12 protein-coding genes are annotated in these 14,798 nt (G+C 68.9%); 8 read left to right on the forward strand and 4 right to left on the reverse strand.

All coding sequences use genetic code 11. From position 1 onward, the window contains the following. Positions 1 to 11: 11 nt before the first annotated feature. Entirely contained in the window at positions 12 to 1,007 is a 996-nt protein-coding gene (locus N4R40_RS08805; RefSeq protein WP_261606991.1) for a LacI family DNA-binding transcriptional regulator, read from the reverse strand. Positions 1,008 to 1,132: 125 nt separating this feature from the next. Here N4R40_RS08805 and N4R40_RS08810 point away from each other — a divergent pair, with 125 nt between their 5' ends. The 8 genes from N4R40_RS08810 to N4R40_RS08845 all read left to right on the forward strand — a co-directional run bounded on the left by N4R40_RS08810 (position 1,133) and on the right by N4R40_RS08845 (position 11,061). Continuing rightward, on the forward strand, positions 1,133 to 1,498 hold the full coding sequence (locus tag N4R40_RS08810; RefSeq protein WP_261606992.1) for an L-rhamnose mutarotase: 366 nt from the start codon (positions 1,133 to 1,135) through the stop codon (positions 1,496 to 1,498). Then, positions 1,495 to 2,661, forward strand: coding sequence for an L-rhamnose isomerase (gene rhaI, locus N4R40_RS08815; protein WP_261606993.1), 1,167 nt, complete (start codon positions 1,495 to 1,497; stop codon positions 2,659 to 2,661). Before N4R40_RS08810 ends, rhaI begins: the two co-directional genes overlap by 4 nt. A 53-nt stretch (positions 2,662 to 2,714) precedes the next feature. Then, on the forward strand, positions 2,715 to 4,751 hold the full coding sequence (locus N4R40_RS08820) for a bifunctional aldolase/short-chain dehydrogenase (RefSeq protein WP_261606994.1): 2,037 nt from the start codon (positions 2,715 to 2,717) through the stop codon (positions 4,749 to 4,751). Positions 4,752 to 4,848: 97 nt separating this feature from the next. Beyond that, the gene (locus tag N4R40_RS08825) at positions 4,849 to 6,270 is read left to right on the forward strand and encodes a rhamnulokinase (RefSeq protein WP_261606995.1); all 1,422 of its coding nucleotides are present in this window, start codon (positions 4,849 to 4,851) and stop codon (positions 6,268 to 6,270) included. Positions 6,271 to 6,338: 68 nt separating this feature from the next. Continuing rightward, positions 6,339 to 7,256, forward strand: a complete 918-nt coding sequence (locus tag N4R40_RS08830) for a VOC family protein (protein WP_261606996.1) — start codon at positions 6,339 to 6,341, stop codon at positions 7,254 to 7,256. Between the two features lie 91 nt (positions 7,257 to 7,347). Continuing rightward, positions 7,348 to 7,491 carry a hypothetical protein gene (locus N4R40_RS08835; RefSeq protein ID WP_261606997.1) on the forward strand — a complete coding sequence of 48 codons (144 nt, stop codon included), beginning with the start codon at positions 7,348 to 7,350 and terminating at the stop codon, positions 7,489 to 7,491. A gap of 73 nt (positions 7,492 to 7,564) precedes the next feature. Beyond that, positions 7,565 to 9,109, forward strand: a complete 1,545-nt coding sequence (locus N4R40_RS08840) for a carboxyl transferase domain-containing protein (protein ID WP_261606998.1) — start codon at positions 7,565 to 7,567, stop codon at positions 9,107 to 9,109. Positions 9,110 to 9,114: 5 nt separating this feature from the next. After that, positions 9,115 to 11,061: an acetyl/propionyl/methylcrotonyl-CoA carboxylase subunit alpha gene (locus tag N4R40_RS08845; protein ID WP_261606999.1), complete on the forward strand. Its 1,947-nt coding sequence runs from the start codon at positions 9,115 to 9,117 to the stop codon at positions 11,059 to 11,061. A 138-nt stretch (positions 11,062 to 11,199) separates the two neighbouring features. Here N4R40_RS08845 and N4R40_RS08850 read toward each other — a convergent pair whose 3' ends face one another. From N4R40_RS08850 to N4R40_RS08860, 3 genes are read right to left on the reverse strand one after another with little or no spacing between them, the layout of a single operon-like run. Then, entirely contained in the window at positions 11,200 to 12,045 is an 846-nt protein-coding gene (locus N4R40_RS08850) for a transglutaminase family protein (RefSeq protein ID WP_261607000.1), read from the reverse strand. Further along, entirely contained in the window at positions 12,042 to 12,974 is a 933-nt protein-coding gene (locus N4R40_RS08855; protein ID WP_261607001.1) for an alpha-E domain-containing protein, read from the reverse strand. Before N4R40_RS08855 ends, N4R40_RS08850 begins: the two co-directional genes overlap by 4 nt. Then, the gene (locus N4R40_RS08860) at positions 12,968 to 14,740 is read right to left on the reverse strand and encodes a circularly permuted type 2 ATP-grasp protein (protein ID WP_261607002.1); all 1,773 of its coding nucleotides are present in this window, start codon (positions 14,738 to 14,740) and stop codon (positions 12,968 to 12,970) included. The genes N4R40_RS08855 and N4R40_RS08860 overlap by 7 nt, the downstream gene beginning before the upstream one ends. Positions 14,741 to 14,798 lie beyond the last annotated feature (58 nt).

Genomic DNA, 14,798 nt, shown 5'->3' on the forward strand with positions numbered 1-14,798 from the left:
GACTCCGGGTCTTAGAGGACGGTGGATGCACGCACGACCAGTTGCGGTCGGAAGCGCACATGGCGTGGGGGCGAGGTCGGGTCGGCGAGCGCGTCGAAGAGCAGGTCGACGGCACTCGCACCGATCTCACGCGCAGGTTGGCGCACCGACGAGAGCGGCACGACCGTCGACTGGGCGAAGTCGATGTCGTCGTAGCCGATGAGCGCGAGATCCTGCGGGACGCGAATGCCCCCGAGGATCGCCGTCCCCTGGAGCACCCCGACGGCGAGCAGGTCGTTGGCGCAGAACACGGCATCCGGTCGCGCGTCGGTCGGCCGAGCGGCGATCGCTTCCCCAGCCTCGCGGCCCCGCAGCACGGTCAGCGCATCGAGCTCGATGACCTCGAGCGTCGCTCCCGACACCTCCGCGAGCGCTCGACGCGCGCCTTCGAGGCGATCGGCGACCTGCCGAATGGCGAGGGGTCCTCCGACGAACGCGATCCGCCGCCGCCCCTGCGCCAGCAGGTGCGCGACCGCGAGCTGCCCGCCTTCGATGTCGTCGACCGCGACCGAGGGCACTTCGCCGCCGGGCAGCTCACCGTCGACGAGGACGAGCGGGATGCCGGCATCGGTCAGGATGGCCGCGTTCAGGTCGTGCGGGGTGAGCAGCACGCCGTTCACGCGCTGCTCTCGGAAGAGGTCGAGGTACGCGCCCTCGCGCGCCGGGTCCTGGTCGCTGTTGCCGAGGAGCACCGAGATCCCGGCTGCGGCAGCGCGCTCCTCCGCGCCGCGCGCGACCTCGGCGAAGAAGGGGTTGGCACTGTCGAGCACGATCAGTCCGATGCTGCGGCTCCGGCCGGCGCGCAGCTGGCGGGCGGCGTCGTTGCGGACGAATCCGAGTTCATCGATCGCTGCCTGGACGCGTTCGACGGTCGCGGGCGAGACCTTGTCGCGCCGGTTCAGCACGTTCGAGACCGTGCCGACCGACACGGATGCCGCGGCTGCGACGTCCTTGATGCTCACTGACACTGACTGCTCACCGACTCTGCTCCATTGCTCTTGACGGGTTCCGCATCTCACACTACAGTTTGAAACGATTCATATCTGGATCGTTTCACGGTGCTCCACCCGCGCGAGCCTCACAGAGGAGTGACATGCCCCGCGTCGCGTTCGAACTGCAGGTCTCCCCCGACCGCATCGACGACTACATCGCCCGCCATAGCCCGGTGTGGCCGGAGATGCTGGCCGAGATCGCCGCATCCGGTCGCCGCAACTATTCGATCTTCCTCGGTGCGGGCGGGCGCCTGTTCGGCTACTACGAAACCGACGACGACGCGGCCGCGCAGGCCTATCTCGCAGCCTCCGAGGTCGCCGCCCGCTGGGAAGCGTCGATGGCCGAGTTCTTCGTGGGCCTCGACGGCCGGCCCGACCAGACCGACACGGGCCTCACCGAAGTCTTCAACCTGCACGACCAGCTGACGGGCTCCGCCAGCGCCGACCATGAAAGCGACCGATCGTGAGCATCCTCACCCCTGACATCACCGCCACCCTCGAGCAGCAGGGCATCGAGCTCCCCAGCTGGGCCTTCGGCAACTCGGGCACCCGGTTCCGCGTCTGGACGACCGAAGGCACGCCGCGCGACGTGTTCGAGAAGGTCGCGGATGCCGCCGAAGTCAACCGCGTCACCGGCCTCGCACCGTCGGTGGCCCTGCACATCCCGTGGGACAAGGTCGACGACTACAGCGCGCTGCGCGCTCACGCGGAAGACCTCGGCGTCGCGCTCGGCACGATCAACTCCAACACGTTCCAGGACGAGGACTACAAGTTCGGCGCCCTGACGCACGAGGACGACCGCATCCGACGCAAGGCGATCGACCACCACCTCGAGTGCATCGACGTGATGGATGCCACGGGTTCGCGCGACCTGAAGATCTGGCTCGCCGAGGGCTCCAACTACCCCGGCCAGATGGACATGCGCGCACGACAGGACCGTCTGAACGACTCGTTGCGTCAGATCTACGAGCGCCTCTCCGGTGAGCAGCGACTCGTTCTCGAGTACAAGTTCTTCGAGCCGTCGTTCTACCACACCGATGTTCCCGACTGGGGAACGTCCTACGCGCAGGTGGCCACGCTCGGCGACCGCGCAATGGTCTGCCTCGACACGGGACACCACGCCCCCGGCACGAACATCGAGTTCATCGTGATGCAGCTGCTGCGCCTCGGGAAGCTCGGCTCGTTCGACTTCAACTCGCGGTTCTACGCAGACGACGACCTCATCGTCGGCGCGGCTGACCCGTTCCAGCTGTTCCGCATCATCGTCGAGGTCATCCGCGGCGGGGGGCTGAACAACCCCGACGTGGCCTTCATGCTCGACCAGTGCCACAACGTCGAGGCGAAGATCCCGGGACAGATCCGCTCGGTGCTCAACGTGCAGGAGATGACTGCGCGAGCGCTGCTCCTCGACCACGACGCTCTCGCGGCGGCGCGCACGGCGAACGACGTCCTGGGTGCGCAGGCGGTGTTCATGGATGCCTTCTACACCGACGTGCGCCCCGCTCTCGCCGAATGGCGCGAGCGCCGCGGCCTGCCGGCCGACCCGATGGCCGCGTTCGCGGCATCCGGATACCAGTCCACCATCGAGGCCGCCCGCGTCGGCGGCACCCAGGCGGGCTGGGGCGCCTGAGCCCGGTTCGCCGGCCTTCCCGACCCCGCAGATGTCACGAGACGAGAGACACCATGACGAACCCCACCGCTGCTGAACTCATCGCGCGCAGCAACCGCCTCGGCGCCGACCCGAAGAACACCAACTACGCCGGCGGCAATACGTCCGCCAAAGGCACCGAGACCGACCCCGTCACGGGCGAGCCGGTCGAGCTGCTCTGGGTCAAGGGCTCGGGTGGCGACCTCGGCACCCTGAAGCCCGAAGGCCTCGCGGTGCTGCGGCTCGACCGCATGCGCGCGCTCGTGAACGTCTACCCCGGCGTCGACCGCGAAGACGAGATGGTCGCCGCGTTCGACTACTGTCTGCACGGCAAGGGCGGCGCTGCCCCCTCGATCGACACGGCGATGCACGGGCTCGTGGATGCCGCACACGTCGACCACCTGCATCCCGACAGCGGGATTGCGATCGCGACCGCGGCCGACGGTCCGGCGCTGACCACGCAGATCTTCGGCGACACCGTCGTCTGGGTGCCCTGGCGTCGTCCTGGCTTCCAGCTCGGGCTCGACATCGCCGAGATCAAGGCGCAGAACCCGCAGGCCGTCGGCTGCATCCTCGGTGGACACGGCATCACGGCGTGGGGCGACACATCCGACGAGGCCGAGCGGAACTCGTCCTGGATCATCGACACCGCCGCCGCGTATCTCGCCGAGCACGGCACGGCCGAGCCGTTCGGCAGCGTCCGCCCCGGTTTCGAGGCTCTCCCCGAGGCCGACCGGCGTGCCCGCGCCGCGGCCCTCGCGCCGACCATCCGCGGCATCGCGTCGACGGACAAGCCGATGGTGGGCCATTTCACCGATGCGGACGTCGTCCTCGATTTCCTCGCCGCCACCGAAGCCCCGCGCCTCGCGACCCTCGGAACCAGCTGCCCCGACCATTTCCTCCGCACCAAGGTCAAGCCGCTGATCCTCGACCTGCCGGCCACGGCATCCGTCGAGGAACAGATCGCGCGCCTGCAGGAACTGCACGCCGAGTACCGCGCCGACTACCAGGCGTATTACGACGCACACGCGACCGCCGAAAGCCCCGCGATCCGCGGCGCCGATCCGCTGATCGTGCTCATCCCGGGCGTCGGCATGTTCAGCTACGGCGCGAACAAGCAGACCGCGCGCGTCGCGGGCGAGTTCTACGTCAACGCGATCAACGTCATGCGCGGCGCTGAGTCGCTGTCGACGTACGCGCCGATCTCCGACGCGGAGAAGTTCCGCATCGAATACTGGGCGCTCGAAGAGGCGAAGCTGCAGCGGATGCCGAAGCCCAAGACCCACCAGGGCCGCATCGCGTTCGTCACGGGCGCGGCCTCCGGTATCGGGAAGGCCATCGCGACGAGGCTCGCCGCGGAAGGCGCGTGTGTCGTCGTCGCGGACCTCGACCTCGAGAAGGCGCAGGCCACCGCCGCCGAGTTGGGCGGGCCCGACGTGGCCATCGGCGTCGCCGCGAATGTCGCCGACGCGGATGCTGTGCAGGCCGCGATCGACGCGACCGTGCTCGCTTTCGGCGGCATCGATCTCGTCGTCAACAACGCGGGGCTCTCGCTGTCGAAGCCTCTGCTCGAGACGACCGAAAAGGACTGGGACCTGCAGCACGACGTGATGGCGAAGGGTTCGTTCCTCGTCAGCAAGGCGGCCGCAAAGGCCCTCATCGAGCAGAAGATGGGCGGCGACGTGATCTACATCTCGTCGAAGAACTCCGTCTTCGCCGGGCCCAACAACATCGCGTACTCGGCGACCAAGGCCGACCAGGCCCACCAGGTGCGCCTGCTCGCGGTCGAACTCGGCGAGCACGGCGTGAAGGTCAACGGCATCAACCCCGACGGCGTGGTGCGCGGGTCGGGCATCTTCGCCGCCGGCTGGGGCGCCAACCGCGCCGCGACCTACGGCGTCGAGGAGAAGGACCTCGGCCAGTTCTACGCGAACCGCACGATCCTCAAGCGCGAGGTCGTCCCCGAGAACGTGGCGGATGCCGTCTACGTCCTCACGGGTCCGGAACTCACCCGCACGACGGGGCTGCACATCCCGGTCGATTCCGGCGTCGCGGCCGCCTTCCTGCGATGATCGCGCTCGGTCGTATGGCGCGCAGCGCCCGGACCGCCTCATCCGCCACACGAGCACTCTCCCGCACCAGCGCCCATGCGACAGGGCAGGAACGGGCATGATCCCGGCGGGCTCCGTCGCCGCCGTCGACCTCGGGGCGACAAGCGGTCGGGTCATCGTCGGGCGCGTCGGCCCGGACACGCTCGAGACCACAACAGTCGCGCGGTTCGCCAACGACCCGATCCGCCTCGGCGACGACCTGCACTGGAATGTGCTCGGGCTGTACAGCGCGGCCCTCGCCGGTCTCCGTGAGGCATTCCGCGCGGAGCCGGCGATCGCGAGCATCGGGATCGACTCGTGGGCCGTGGACTACGGGCTGCTTCGCGCCGGGCGCCTCCTCGGCACGCCGTTCCACTATCGCGACGAGCGCACGGCGCGCGGCGTCGCCGCCGTCCACGCGCACCTGCCGCACGCCGAGCTGTTCGCGCGCAACGGCCTGCAGTTCCTGCCGTTCAACACGCTCTATCAGTTCGCCGCGGAAGATCCGTTCCTGGTGAATGCCGGCGACACCGCGCTCATGATCCCCGACCTGCTGGGGTTCTGGCTCACCGGCAGCGCCCGCGCCGAACTGACGAACGCCTCGACGACCGGGCTCCTGCGGTGGCTCGACCACGCGTGGGACGACAGCCTGATCGAGCGGCTCGGTGTCCCCCGCGACATCCTCCCCCCGCTCATCGCGCCCGGCGAGGTGCTCGGCGCACTCCGCCCCGAGGTCGCCGCATCGCTCGGTGGACAGGCGCCCGTGGTCGCCGTCGGCTCGCACGACACGGCCTCGGCGGTCGTCGCCATCCCGATGCAGGCGGATGCCGCGGCCTACATCTCGTGCGGCACGTGGGGTCTGGTCGGCGTGGAGGTCGAGCGCCCGGTGCTCACCCCCGACGCGCTCGCGGCGAACTTCACGAACGAAGGCGGCGTCGACGGGCGCGTCCGACTCCTCCACAACGTCATGGGGCTGTGGGTGCTCAGCGAGACCGTCCGCGGGTGGGAACGCCAGGAAGGGCACGCGATCGATCTGCCGACCTTGCTCGACTCGGCCGCGGAAGTCCCGGCATCCGCCGTGCCGGTCTTCGACATCAACGACGCCCGCTTCCTCCCGCCCGGCGACATGCCGGCGCGCATCGACGCGTGGTGCAGCGAACACGGCGTGCGCGCTCCACAGAGCCGCGCCGAGTACACCCGCTCGATCGTCGAATCGCTCGCGCAGGCGTTCGCCGAGGCCACCGCCACCGCGGGCCGACTCGGCGGGATCGATGTCCGCACGATCCACATCGTCGGCGGCGGCGCCCTCAACGCCCTGCTGTGCCAGCGCACGGCCGACCGGGCCGGCGTGCCAGTGCTCGCCGGCCCGGTCGAGGCGACCGCGCTCGGCAACGTGCTCGTGCAGGCCCGTGCGGCAGGATTCCTCTCCGGCAGCCTCGAGTCGCTGCGGGATCTCGCCGCCCGCACGCACGCACCGCGACGGTTCGACCCGCAGGCCTGATTCCCGCCGAAAACGGCCCGGCCCGTCTGCAGGCTTCTATCGTGGATATCGTTCACGACAGGAGCACCATGACCTCCCCCCACGACGCCGATCGCGTCATCCACCCTGACACGCAGATGGATGCCGTGACGCTCCGCGTCGGCGACCTTGACCTGATGAGCGGCTACTACGGCGACGCGTTCGCGCTGAACCCGATCGAAGAACGCACGCGCGGGCGAGAGGTGCATCGCGTTCTGGGTCGTGGTGATGTGCCGATGATGCGCCTGATCCACACACCGGATCTTCCCGAGGTCAACCCCCGGGAGGCCGGACTCTTCCACACCGCATTCCTCTTCGACACGCAAGCGAGCCTCGCGGCGACCGTCTACCGCGCCGCTCACGACGCCCGCACCCGGTTCACCGGTTCGAGCGATCACCTCGTCAGCGAGGCGTTCTACTTCACCGATCCCGAGAACAACGGGATCGAGCTGTACACCGATCGCGCCCGCGACACATGGCAGCACATCAACGGCGAGATCAGCATGGACACCCTGTATCTCGATCCGAACGAGTACCTCCGCACCCACCTCACCCAGGACGCACTGGATGCTGGCCCCGCCCTCGCCGGACGCGTCGGCCACGTGCACCTGCAGGTGGGCGACATCGGCGCGGCGCGCGCGTTCTACGTCGACACCCTCGGTTTCGAGGCAACGGTGTCGTCGTTGCCGACGGCCCTGTTCGCGTCGGCGGGCGGATACCACCACCACCTCGGGATGAACGTGTGGAACAGCCGCGGCGCGGGCCCGCGTGCTGCGCGGCTCGGTCTCGGCGAAGTGGCGATCACCGTGCCCACGCGCGCCGACCTCGACGCGGTCGCGGCGCGTCTGCGCGAACGCGCGCAGGCGTTCACCGACAACGGCACGTCGCTCATCACCCACGACCCCTGGGGCACCGAGGTCACACTCTCGCTGCCGGGCGTGACGGTCGACGAGCTCCTCGCCCGCTGACACCGCCGAGCGGGCAAGCTGGCCTCGAAAGTGCCGCCGATGTCTTCGGCGAACTCGCCCACGGCGTGCCGGTCGGGCGTAGCCTCGAGACATGAGCACCCCCGAGACCGACCGCACCGATCCCGACGACGCGCCGCTCGGCGGCGATGAGACGACCGAGGACGAGCTCGTCGCCGACAATGCCGTCGAAGACGACACCCTGGCCTCGCTCGATCCGGACGCGGCACCCGCCTGACCCCTCGACATTTCGGTTATCGGTCACTAACCTGAATTCAGTTAGTGCGCAGTAACCGAACGAGGAGGTCCGGATGGCCTACACCGACCTGCTCACCGAGCTCGACGAACGTCGCGCGATCGCGGCGCGCGGCGGCCCGGAATCGTCGCGGCGACGTCACCTCGACCGCGGCAAAATGCTCGCCCGCGATCGAATCGACGCACTGCTCGACCCCGGCAGCCCCTTTCTCGAGCTCGCGCCGCTCGCCGCGTGGGACCTCTACGACGGCGAAGCGCCGGCGGCGGGCGTCGTCGCCGGTATCGGCCTCGTCCACGGATGCCACGTCATGGTGCTCGCCAACGACGCGACGGTCAAAGGTGGCACCTACTTCCCACTGACGGTGAAGAAGCATCTGCGCGCCCAGGAAGTCGCGGCCGAAAACCGGCTGCCGTGCGTCTACCTCGTCGACTCCGGCGGCGCCTACCTTCCGATGCAAGACGAGGTCTTCCCCGATCGCGACCACTTCGGCCGCATTTTCTACAACCAAGCCCGCATGTCTCGCGACGGTATCGCCCAGATCGCGGCGGTGATGGGATCGTCGACGGCCGGCGGCGCCTACGTACCGGCCATGAGCGACGAGACGGTCATCGTGAGGGACCAGGGCACGATCTTTCTCGGCGGACCGCCCCTGGTGAAGGCCGCCACCGGGGAGATCGTCTCGGCCGAAGACCTCGGCGGTGGTCTCACGCACGCCCGCATCTCGGGCGTCGTCGACCATCTCGCCGACGACGACGCGCACGCGCTCCAGATCGTCCGCAGCATCCTGGAGACCCTCCCGCACCCCGCCGTCCCCTCCACCGACGAGTCCCGCGAGCCGCACGTCACGACGCCGCTGGCCGACATCATTCCGGTCGATCTGACCACCCCGTATGACGCACGGGAGATCATCGTGCGGATCGTCGACGGAAGCCGCTTCGACGAGTTCAAGAGCGAGTACGGGACGACCCTCGTGACCGGCTTCGCCCGCATCCACGGACACCGGGTCGGGATCGTGGCCAACAACGGCGTGCTGTTCGGGGAGTCCGCGCTCAAGGGCGCGCATTTCATCCAGCTGTGCGATCAGCGCGGCATCCCCCTGCTGTTCCTGCAGAACATCACCGGGTTCATGGTCGGCCGCGAATACGAAGAGGGCGGCATCGCCAAACACGGCGCGAAGATGGTGAACGCCGTCGCGTGCGCCCGCGTACCCAAGATGACGGTCGTCGTCGGCGGCTCATTCGGGGCCGGGACCTACTCGATGTGCGGGCGAGCGTACTCGCCCCGATTCCTCTGGCTCTGGCCCGGCGCGCGCGTGTCGGTGATGGGTGGGCCGCAGGCGGCATCCGTCCTCTCGACGGTCCGCCGCGATCAGATGGATGCTGCCGGCCAGGAGTGGTCGACCGAAGATCAGGCGGCGTTCGAGACGCCGATCCGTGCACAATACGACGCGCAGGGCAGCCCGTACTACTCGACGGCGCGCCTCTGGGACGACGGGATCATCGCCCCGGATGAGACCCGTGAGGTGCTCGGGCTCGCGCTCGATGTCGTCATGCGCGCGGCGGATGACGCGGCGCCCGGCTACGGCGTCTTCCGGATGTGAGCGCGATGTTCGATTCCGTCCTCATCAACGGTCGCGGCGAGATCGCCTGCCGCATCATCCGCACGCTCCGACGCCTCGGCATCCGGAGCATCGCGGTTTACAGCGACGCCGACGCCGACGCGCTCCACGTGCGTCTGGCCGACGAAGCGATCCGAATCGGCCCGGCGCCGGCCGCGGAGAGCTACCTCGCGATCGATCGGGTGCTGGATGCTGCCCGCCGCAGCGGAGCGGAAGCCATCCACCCCTGCTTCGGCTTCCTCGCCGAGAACGCGGACTTCGCCCGCGCCTGCGCCGATGCCGGCATCGTGTTCATCGGCCCCTCGCCCGAAGCGATCGACGTCATGGGCGACAAGATCAGCGCGAAGCGCACCGTCGAGGCCCGCGGCGTCGCGACCGTCCCCGGCATCGCGGTACCCGGGCTGACCGACGCGGCGCTCATCGCCGGCGCGGCCGAGGTCGGCTTCCCCGTCCTGATCAAGCCGTCCGCCGGCGGTGGCGGCAAGGGCATGCACGTCGTCGAATCGGCCGACGGGATGCCGGATGCCCTCGCCGCGGCCCGGCGTGAGGCTGCGGCATCCTTCGGTGACGACACGCTGTTCCTGGAACGCTACGTCTCCCACCCCCGGCACATCGAGGTGCAGATCCTCGGCGACCAGGAGGGCACCGTCGTGCATCTCGGCGAGCGTGAGTGCTCCCTGCAGCGACGACACCAGAAGGTGATCGAAGAGGCGCCGTCTCCCCTGCTGGATGCCGCCGCGCGCGCCCGCATGGGCGAAGCCGCCTGCGAGACCGCACGCAGCGTCGGCTACGTCGGGGCTGGGACGGTCGAGTTCATCGTCGCCGGCGACCGCCCGGACGACTTCTTCTTCCTGGAGATGAACACGCGCCTGCAGGTCGAGCATCCCGTCACCGAGCAGATCACCGGGCTCGATCTCGTGGAACTCCAGGTGCGGATCGCGGCGGGCGAGCCGTTGCCCTTCGCGCAGGCAGATGTCACCCTCACCGGCCACAGCATGGAGGCGCGCGTCTACGCCGAGGACCCACGCGCCGGGTTCCTGCCGACCGGCGGGCGGGCGCTCGCGGTGCGGCATCCGCGAGGTGACGGGGTGCGTGTCGACACGTCGCTGGCCGAGGGCCTCGACGTCAGCACGCAGTACGACCCGATGCTCGCGAAGATCATCGCGTGGGGCGCCGACCGCGACGAGGCACGCCGCCGCCTGATCGCGGCGCTGGGCGAAACGGCCGTGCTCGGATTCGAGACCAATGTCGAGTTCCTGCGGCTGCTTCTCGATGATCCCGGGGTCGCGCGGGGCGACCTCGACACCGGGCTGATCGCGCGCGTCTTCGACACGTTGCCGTTCGCGCGCGTATCGGACCGCACGTTCGCCGAGGCTGCTCTCCTGCGCTGGGCGGCGCTGCCGCGGCCGGGCGGCCCGTGGCGGCGCGCCGACGGCTGGCGCCTGGGCCCAGCCGCGCCCACCCGGTATCGCCTGGCGGCCGGGGATCGATGCGCCGACGTGCGGGTGTGGGGAACGCCGTCTGCCGCCCGCGTGTGCGTCGACGACGGGGCCGAGATGGCGGCATCCGTGTCGGTGCGGGGCGCTGAGGCGACGGTCGTGATCGACGGCGTTCGCCGCCAGGTGATCAGCGCCGGGGACTGGCTCGTCGCCGACGGGCGTGCCGTAGAGCTCACCGACGTCGCGATCGCGCGTGCCGGGCGGGCGGATGCCGCATCCTCCCCCGAGCTCCGCTCGCCGATGCCGGGAACCGTCGTCCTCGTTTCTGCCGCGGACGGCTCGCACGTCGACGCCGGCGACGCCGTGCTGGTCGTCGAGGCGATGAAGATGGAACACGTCCTGCGCGCGACGACCTCCGGCACTGTGCACCTCGCCGTCCGCTCCGGCGACCAGGTCGCCCGGGGCGCACTCCTGGCAACCGTCGCCCCCGACTGACCGCCTCTCACCTCGCGCACGAACGCCGCAGAATGTCGACATCTCCGCACCGAATCCGGCCGATGGATGCGGAGATCGCGCACATCTGCGGACATCGCGCTCTGCGCCAGGGGACCGGTGCGATGAACCCCGGCGGAATCAGGCTTCGCGGGTGACGGTGACGTTGACGTGCAACTCGCTCTTGAACGGGCCCGCGTACACACCGCGCAGCGGCGGGATGTCGTTGTAGTCCCGTCCGCGCCCGACGAGCACGTGGCGATCACCGATCTCGGCGTTGTTCGTCGGGTCGAAACCCTGCCAGTCGCCGGCGAACCACTCGACCCAGGCGTGGGACTCTCCCGGCACCGCGACGCCGACCTCGGCGTTCGCATTCGGGTGGAGGTATCCCGACACGTAACGCGCGGGGATCCCGACGACGCGCAGAGCGCCGAGGGTGATGTGCGCGATGTCCTGGCACACGCCTTTGCGTTCAGCCCATGCTTCGGCTGCGGTCGAATGCACCCCGGTGACGCCGTGCACGTATTCCACAGCATCCCCGACGGCTTCAGCGATCGCGTGCGCGGCGCGCCCCGGGTGCTCGTGCTGTGCGGCGATCGACCGGGCGATCTCGGCCACCTCGGGATGTGCGGCGGCGCGGGGGGATGCGCTCATCATCTCGACCGTGCCGATCGAGCGCCCCGCTTCGCGCGCCAGCGCATCCCACGTGATGTCGGAGAACTCCAGCGGCCGCGGGCGCACCTCGACGAGCGAGCGCGCGGTGATGCTCAGCGCCGAGTGCGCCGCGAGCACGTCGAACGAGGCGACGCGCGTGCCGAAGTAATCGAGGTACTGGTTCACACTCGTCGACGGCTCGATGTCGAGTTGCGAGCTCAGCACGAACTGACTGTCCGTCGAGCTCGGCAGCATCCGCGCCTCGTTGTAAGAAGCGCCGACCTCACCCTGGTAGGTGAATCCGGTGGCGTGCTCGATCCGCAGGCGCATCATGAGGTTTCTCCGATCCAGCTCGGTTCGGCGTGTGTCGGGAAGAACCGGTCACGGATGGCCTCCGACGCCTCGCGTGTGACCTTCTGCACCTGCTCCATGTGTTCGGGGAGCTCCGACAAGATTTCCCCGATGGGGCGGTATTCCAGATCGTTGCGGATACGCCCGAGCGCGCGCAACACGGTGTTGGAATGGCCGACGCGATCGGCAACCGGGTCGATCGCGCTCATGCATTCTTCGGCGCGCTGGATCGAGTGGATGATCGAGCGCGGGAAGAGGCGATCGAGCAGCAGGAACTCGGCCGCGTTGCTCGCGCTCGGCATGCCGCGATATGTGCGCAGGTACGCCTCATACGCACCGCAGGAACGGAGAATCGTCGTCCAGGACGGGCCGGATGCTTCCGTCAACGACCGCGTCGCCAACAGCCGCGCGGTCATGTCGGTGCGCTCGATCGAGCGCCCGAGCGTCAGGAACTGCCACGCCTCATCGCGACTCGTCGAGGAGTCGGTGATCCCGACGGCGAGCGCCGCACGCTCGCGCACCCACTGGAAGAACTCGTGCGTCTTCTCGTTGTTGATGCGACGCGGCATGCGCGATTGCGTCGTGTTGAGGGTCTCCCAGAGCTCCGTCGAGACGATCTCCCGCGCGCGGCGGGCGTTCTCGCGAGCCGACTGGATCGCGTAGGCAATGCTCGAGGGGTTCGAGCGATCCACGGCGAGCCGGTTGAGGACGTCGACGCGGCTGACCCGCACGCCGTCTTCCTCCGGAAAGGTCCCCATGACCCCCATGAGCGAGCGGCACGCGATGTCTTCATCGATCCACGGGTCTTCCAGCAGCAGCTGGAGGTGCACGTCAAGGATGCGGGCCGTGCCGTCGCTGCGCTCGATATAGCGCCCGATCCAGAACAGCGATTCTGCGATGCGGCTCAGCATCCCGAGCCCCCCTCAGCACCCTCGCGAGCCGACAACTTCTGGTCGATCCGCCAGGATACGTGCGCATCGAAGCTGTCGGCTCGAGCGGATGCTGTCGGCTCGGCTGCCGTTGCGGACTGCTGTTGTTGCTCCTGCTGTTGATGGAGATCCTGCGGGCCGTCTTGCGGCGAGTGATCCGGCGCCTGCTGCGGGTCGTAGATGACCGTGATCGCTTCCGTCACCGCTGCTTGATCGGCCACGAGACCGGCGACACCGGTCCCGTGTCCATATTCGCCGCGCTCGGGGGCCGAACCGCCCACGATCCACGTGTCCTTCGAGCCGCCACCCTGCGACGAGTTCACGACGAGCTGCCCTTCCGGCAGCGCGACGCGGGTGAGTCCACCCGGCAACACCCAGACCTCGTCGCCGTTGTTGACGGCGAAGGGGCGGAGGTCGGCGTGGCGCGGCCGCATCCCGTCTTCGACGAGCGTCGGGATGGTCGAGAGCATGACGACGGGCTGCGCGATCCAGCCACGCGGGTCTTTGCGGAGCTTCTTGCGGAGCTTCTCGAGTTCGGCGGGCGACGCATCCGGGCCGACGACGAGGCCCTTGCCGCCGGAACCGTCCACGGGTTTGACGACGAGCTCGGCAAGCCGGTCGAGCACCTCTTCCAGCGCACCCGGGTCTTCGAGGCGCCAGGTGTCGACATTTTTCAGGATCGGCTCTTCCGCGAGGTAGTACCGGATGAGATCCGGCACGTACGTGTAGAGGAGCTTGTCGTCGGCGACGCCGTTGCCGACCGCGTTGGCGATCGTGACGTTGCCGAGTCGGGCAGCGAGCAAGAGTCCGGGAGCCCCGAGCATCGAGTCGGCGCGGAACTGCAGCGGGTCGAGGAAGTCATCGTCGACCCGCTTGTAGATCACATCGACACGCTTGGACCCGCGGGTCGTGCGCATGAAGACCTTCCCGCCCATGCACTGCAGGTCGCGACCCTCGACGAGTTCGACGCCCATGAGGCGCGCGAGCAGCGTATGTTCGAAGTACGCGGAGTTGTAGACACCGGGCGTCAGCACGACGACGTTCGGATCGTCCACTCCCGGAGGGGCGGACGCACGGAGCGCCTGCAGCAGCTTGTTGGGGTAGTCACCGACGGGTCGCACGTGCATCGAGACGAAGAGTTCGGGCAGGGTCTGCGCCATCACCCGGCGGTTCGAGATGACGTAGCTCACGCCGGACGGCACGCGCACGTTGTCTTCCAGCACGCGCATTTCGCCGTGCTCGTCGCGGATGAGGTCGATTCCCGCGACCTGGATCCGCACACCGTTGGCCGAGTGGATGCCGGCAGCCTGCCGGTAGAAGTACTGCGAACTGGCGATGAGAGCGGCGGGAAGGACGCCATCGCGAACACAGTGCTGGCGTCCGTAGGCATCGTCGAGGAACGCCTCGAGCGCCTTGACCCGCTGCTGGACGCCCTTTTCGACGCGCGACCACTCGTCGAATTCGATGACGCGCGGAACAGCATCGAGCGGGAAAGGCCGCTCTTCGCCGGCGAAGTCGAACGTCACGCCCTGCGCGAGGTACGAGCTCGCGAGCGATTCCGTCCGCCCGCGCAGTTCTTCCTGCGTCATCTTCGCAAGCGCTTGATAGAGCTCGCGGTAGGCCGTGCGCGAGGACACATCTGCCCCGGCGCTGGTCGGCGCCGCGAACATCTCATCGAACGCCGGCACCCCAGACGCGGTTTTGCGTGGTGCGAGCGTGGAGCCGTATCCGTCGAACAGGTCACCCATGGGATGAGCCTAGTCCGGCGCGTGTTTCGGCAGTATGTCGGCTCGCGCTGGGGTCCGG

Source organism: Microbacterium memoriense (genome assembly GCF_025398275.1).
GTDB lineage: Bacteria > Actinomycetota > Actinomycetes > Actinomycetales > Microbacteriaceae > Microbacterium > Microbacterium memoriense.

Excerpts from the sequence above, each read along its gene's own strand:
- N4R40_RS08820 (WP_261606994.1), top strand. The coding sequence starts at position 2,715 with ATGACGAACCCCACCGCTGCTGAACTCATCGCGCGCAGCAACCGCCTC.
- N4R40_RS08845 (WP_261606999.1), top strand. The coding sequence starts at position 9,115 with ATGTTCGATTCCGTCCTCATCAACGGTCGCGGCGAGATCGCCTGCCGC.
- N4R40_RS08830 (WP_261606996.1), top strand. The coding sequence starts at position 6,339 with ATGACCTCCCCCCACGACGCCGATCGCGTCATCCACCCTGACACGCAG.
- N4R40_RS08855 (WP_261607001.1), bottom strand. The coding sequence starts at position 12,974 with ATGCTGAGCCGCATCGCAGAATCGCTGTTCTGGATCGGGCGCTATATC.
- N4R40_RS08860 (WP_261607002.1), bottom strand. The coding sequence starts at position 14,740 with ATGGGTGACCTGTTCGACGGATACGGCTCCACGCTCGCACCACGCAAA.
- N4R40_RS08825 (WP_261606995.1), top strand. The coding sequence starts at position 4,849 with ATGATCCCGGCGGGCTCCGTCGCCGCCGTCGACCTCGGGGCGACAAGC.
- N4R40_RS08835 (WP_261606997.1), top strand. The coding sequence starts at position 7,348 with ATGAGCACCCCCGAGACCGACCGCACCGATCCCGACGACGCGCCGCTC.
- N4R40_RS08810 (WP_261606992.1), top strand. The coding sequence starts at position 1,133 with ATGCCCCGCGTCGCGTTCGAACTGCAGGTCTCCCCCGACCGCATCGAC.
- N4R40_RS08850 (WP_261607000.1), bottom strand. The coding sequence starts at position 12,045 with ATGATGCGCCTGCGGATCGAGCACGCCACCGGATTCACCTACCAGGGT.
- N4R40_RS08840 (WP_261606998.1), top strand. The coding sequence starts at position 7,565 with ATGGCCTACACCGACCTGCTCACCGAGCTCGACGAACGTCGCGCGATC.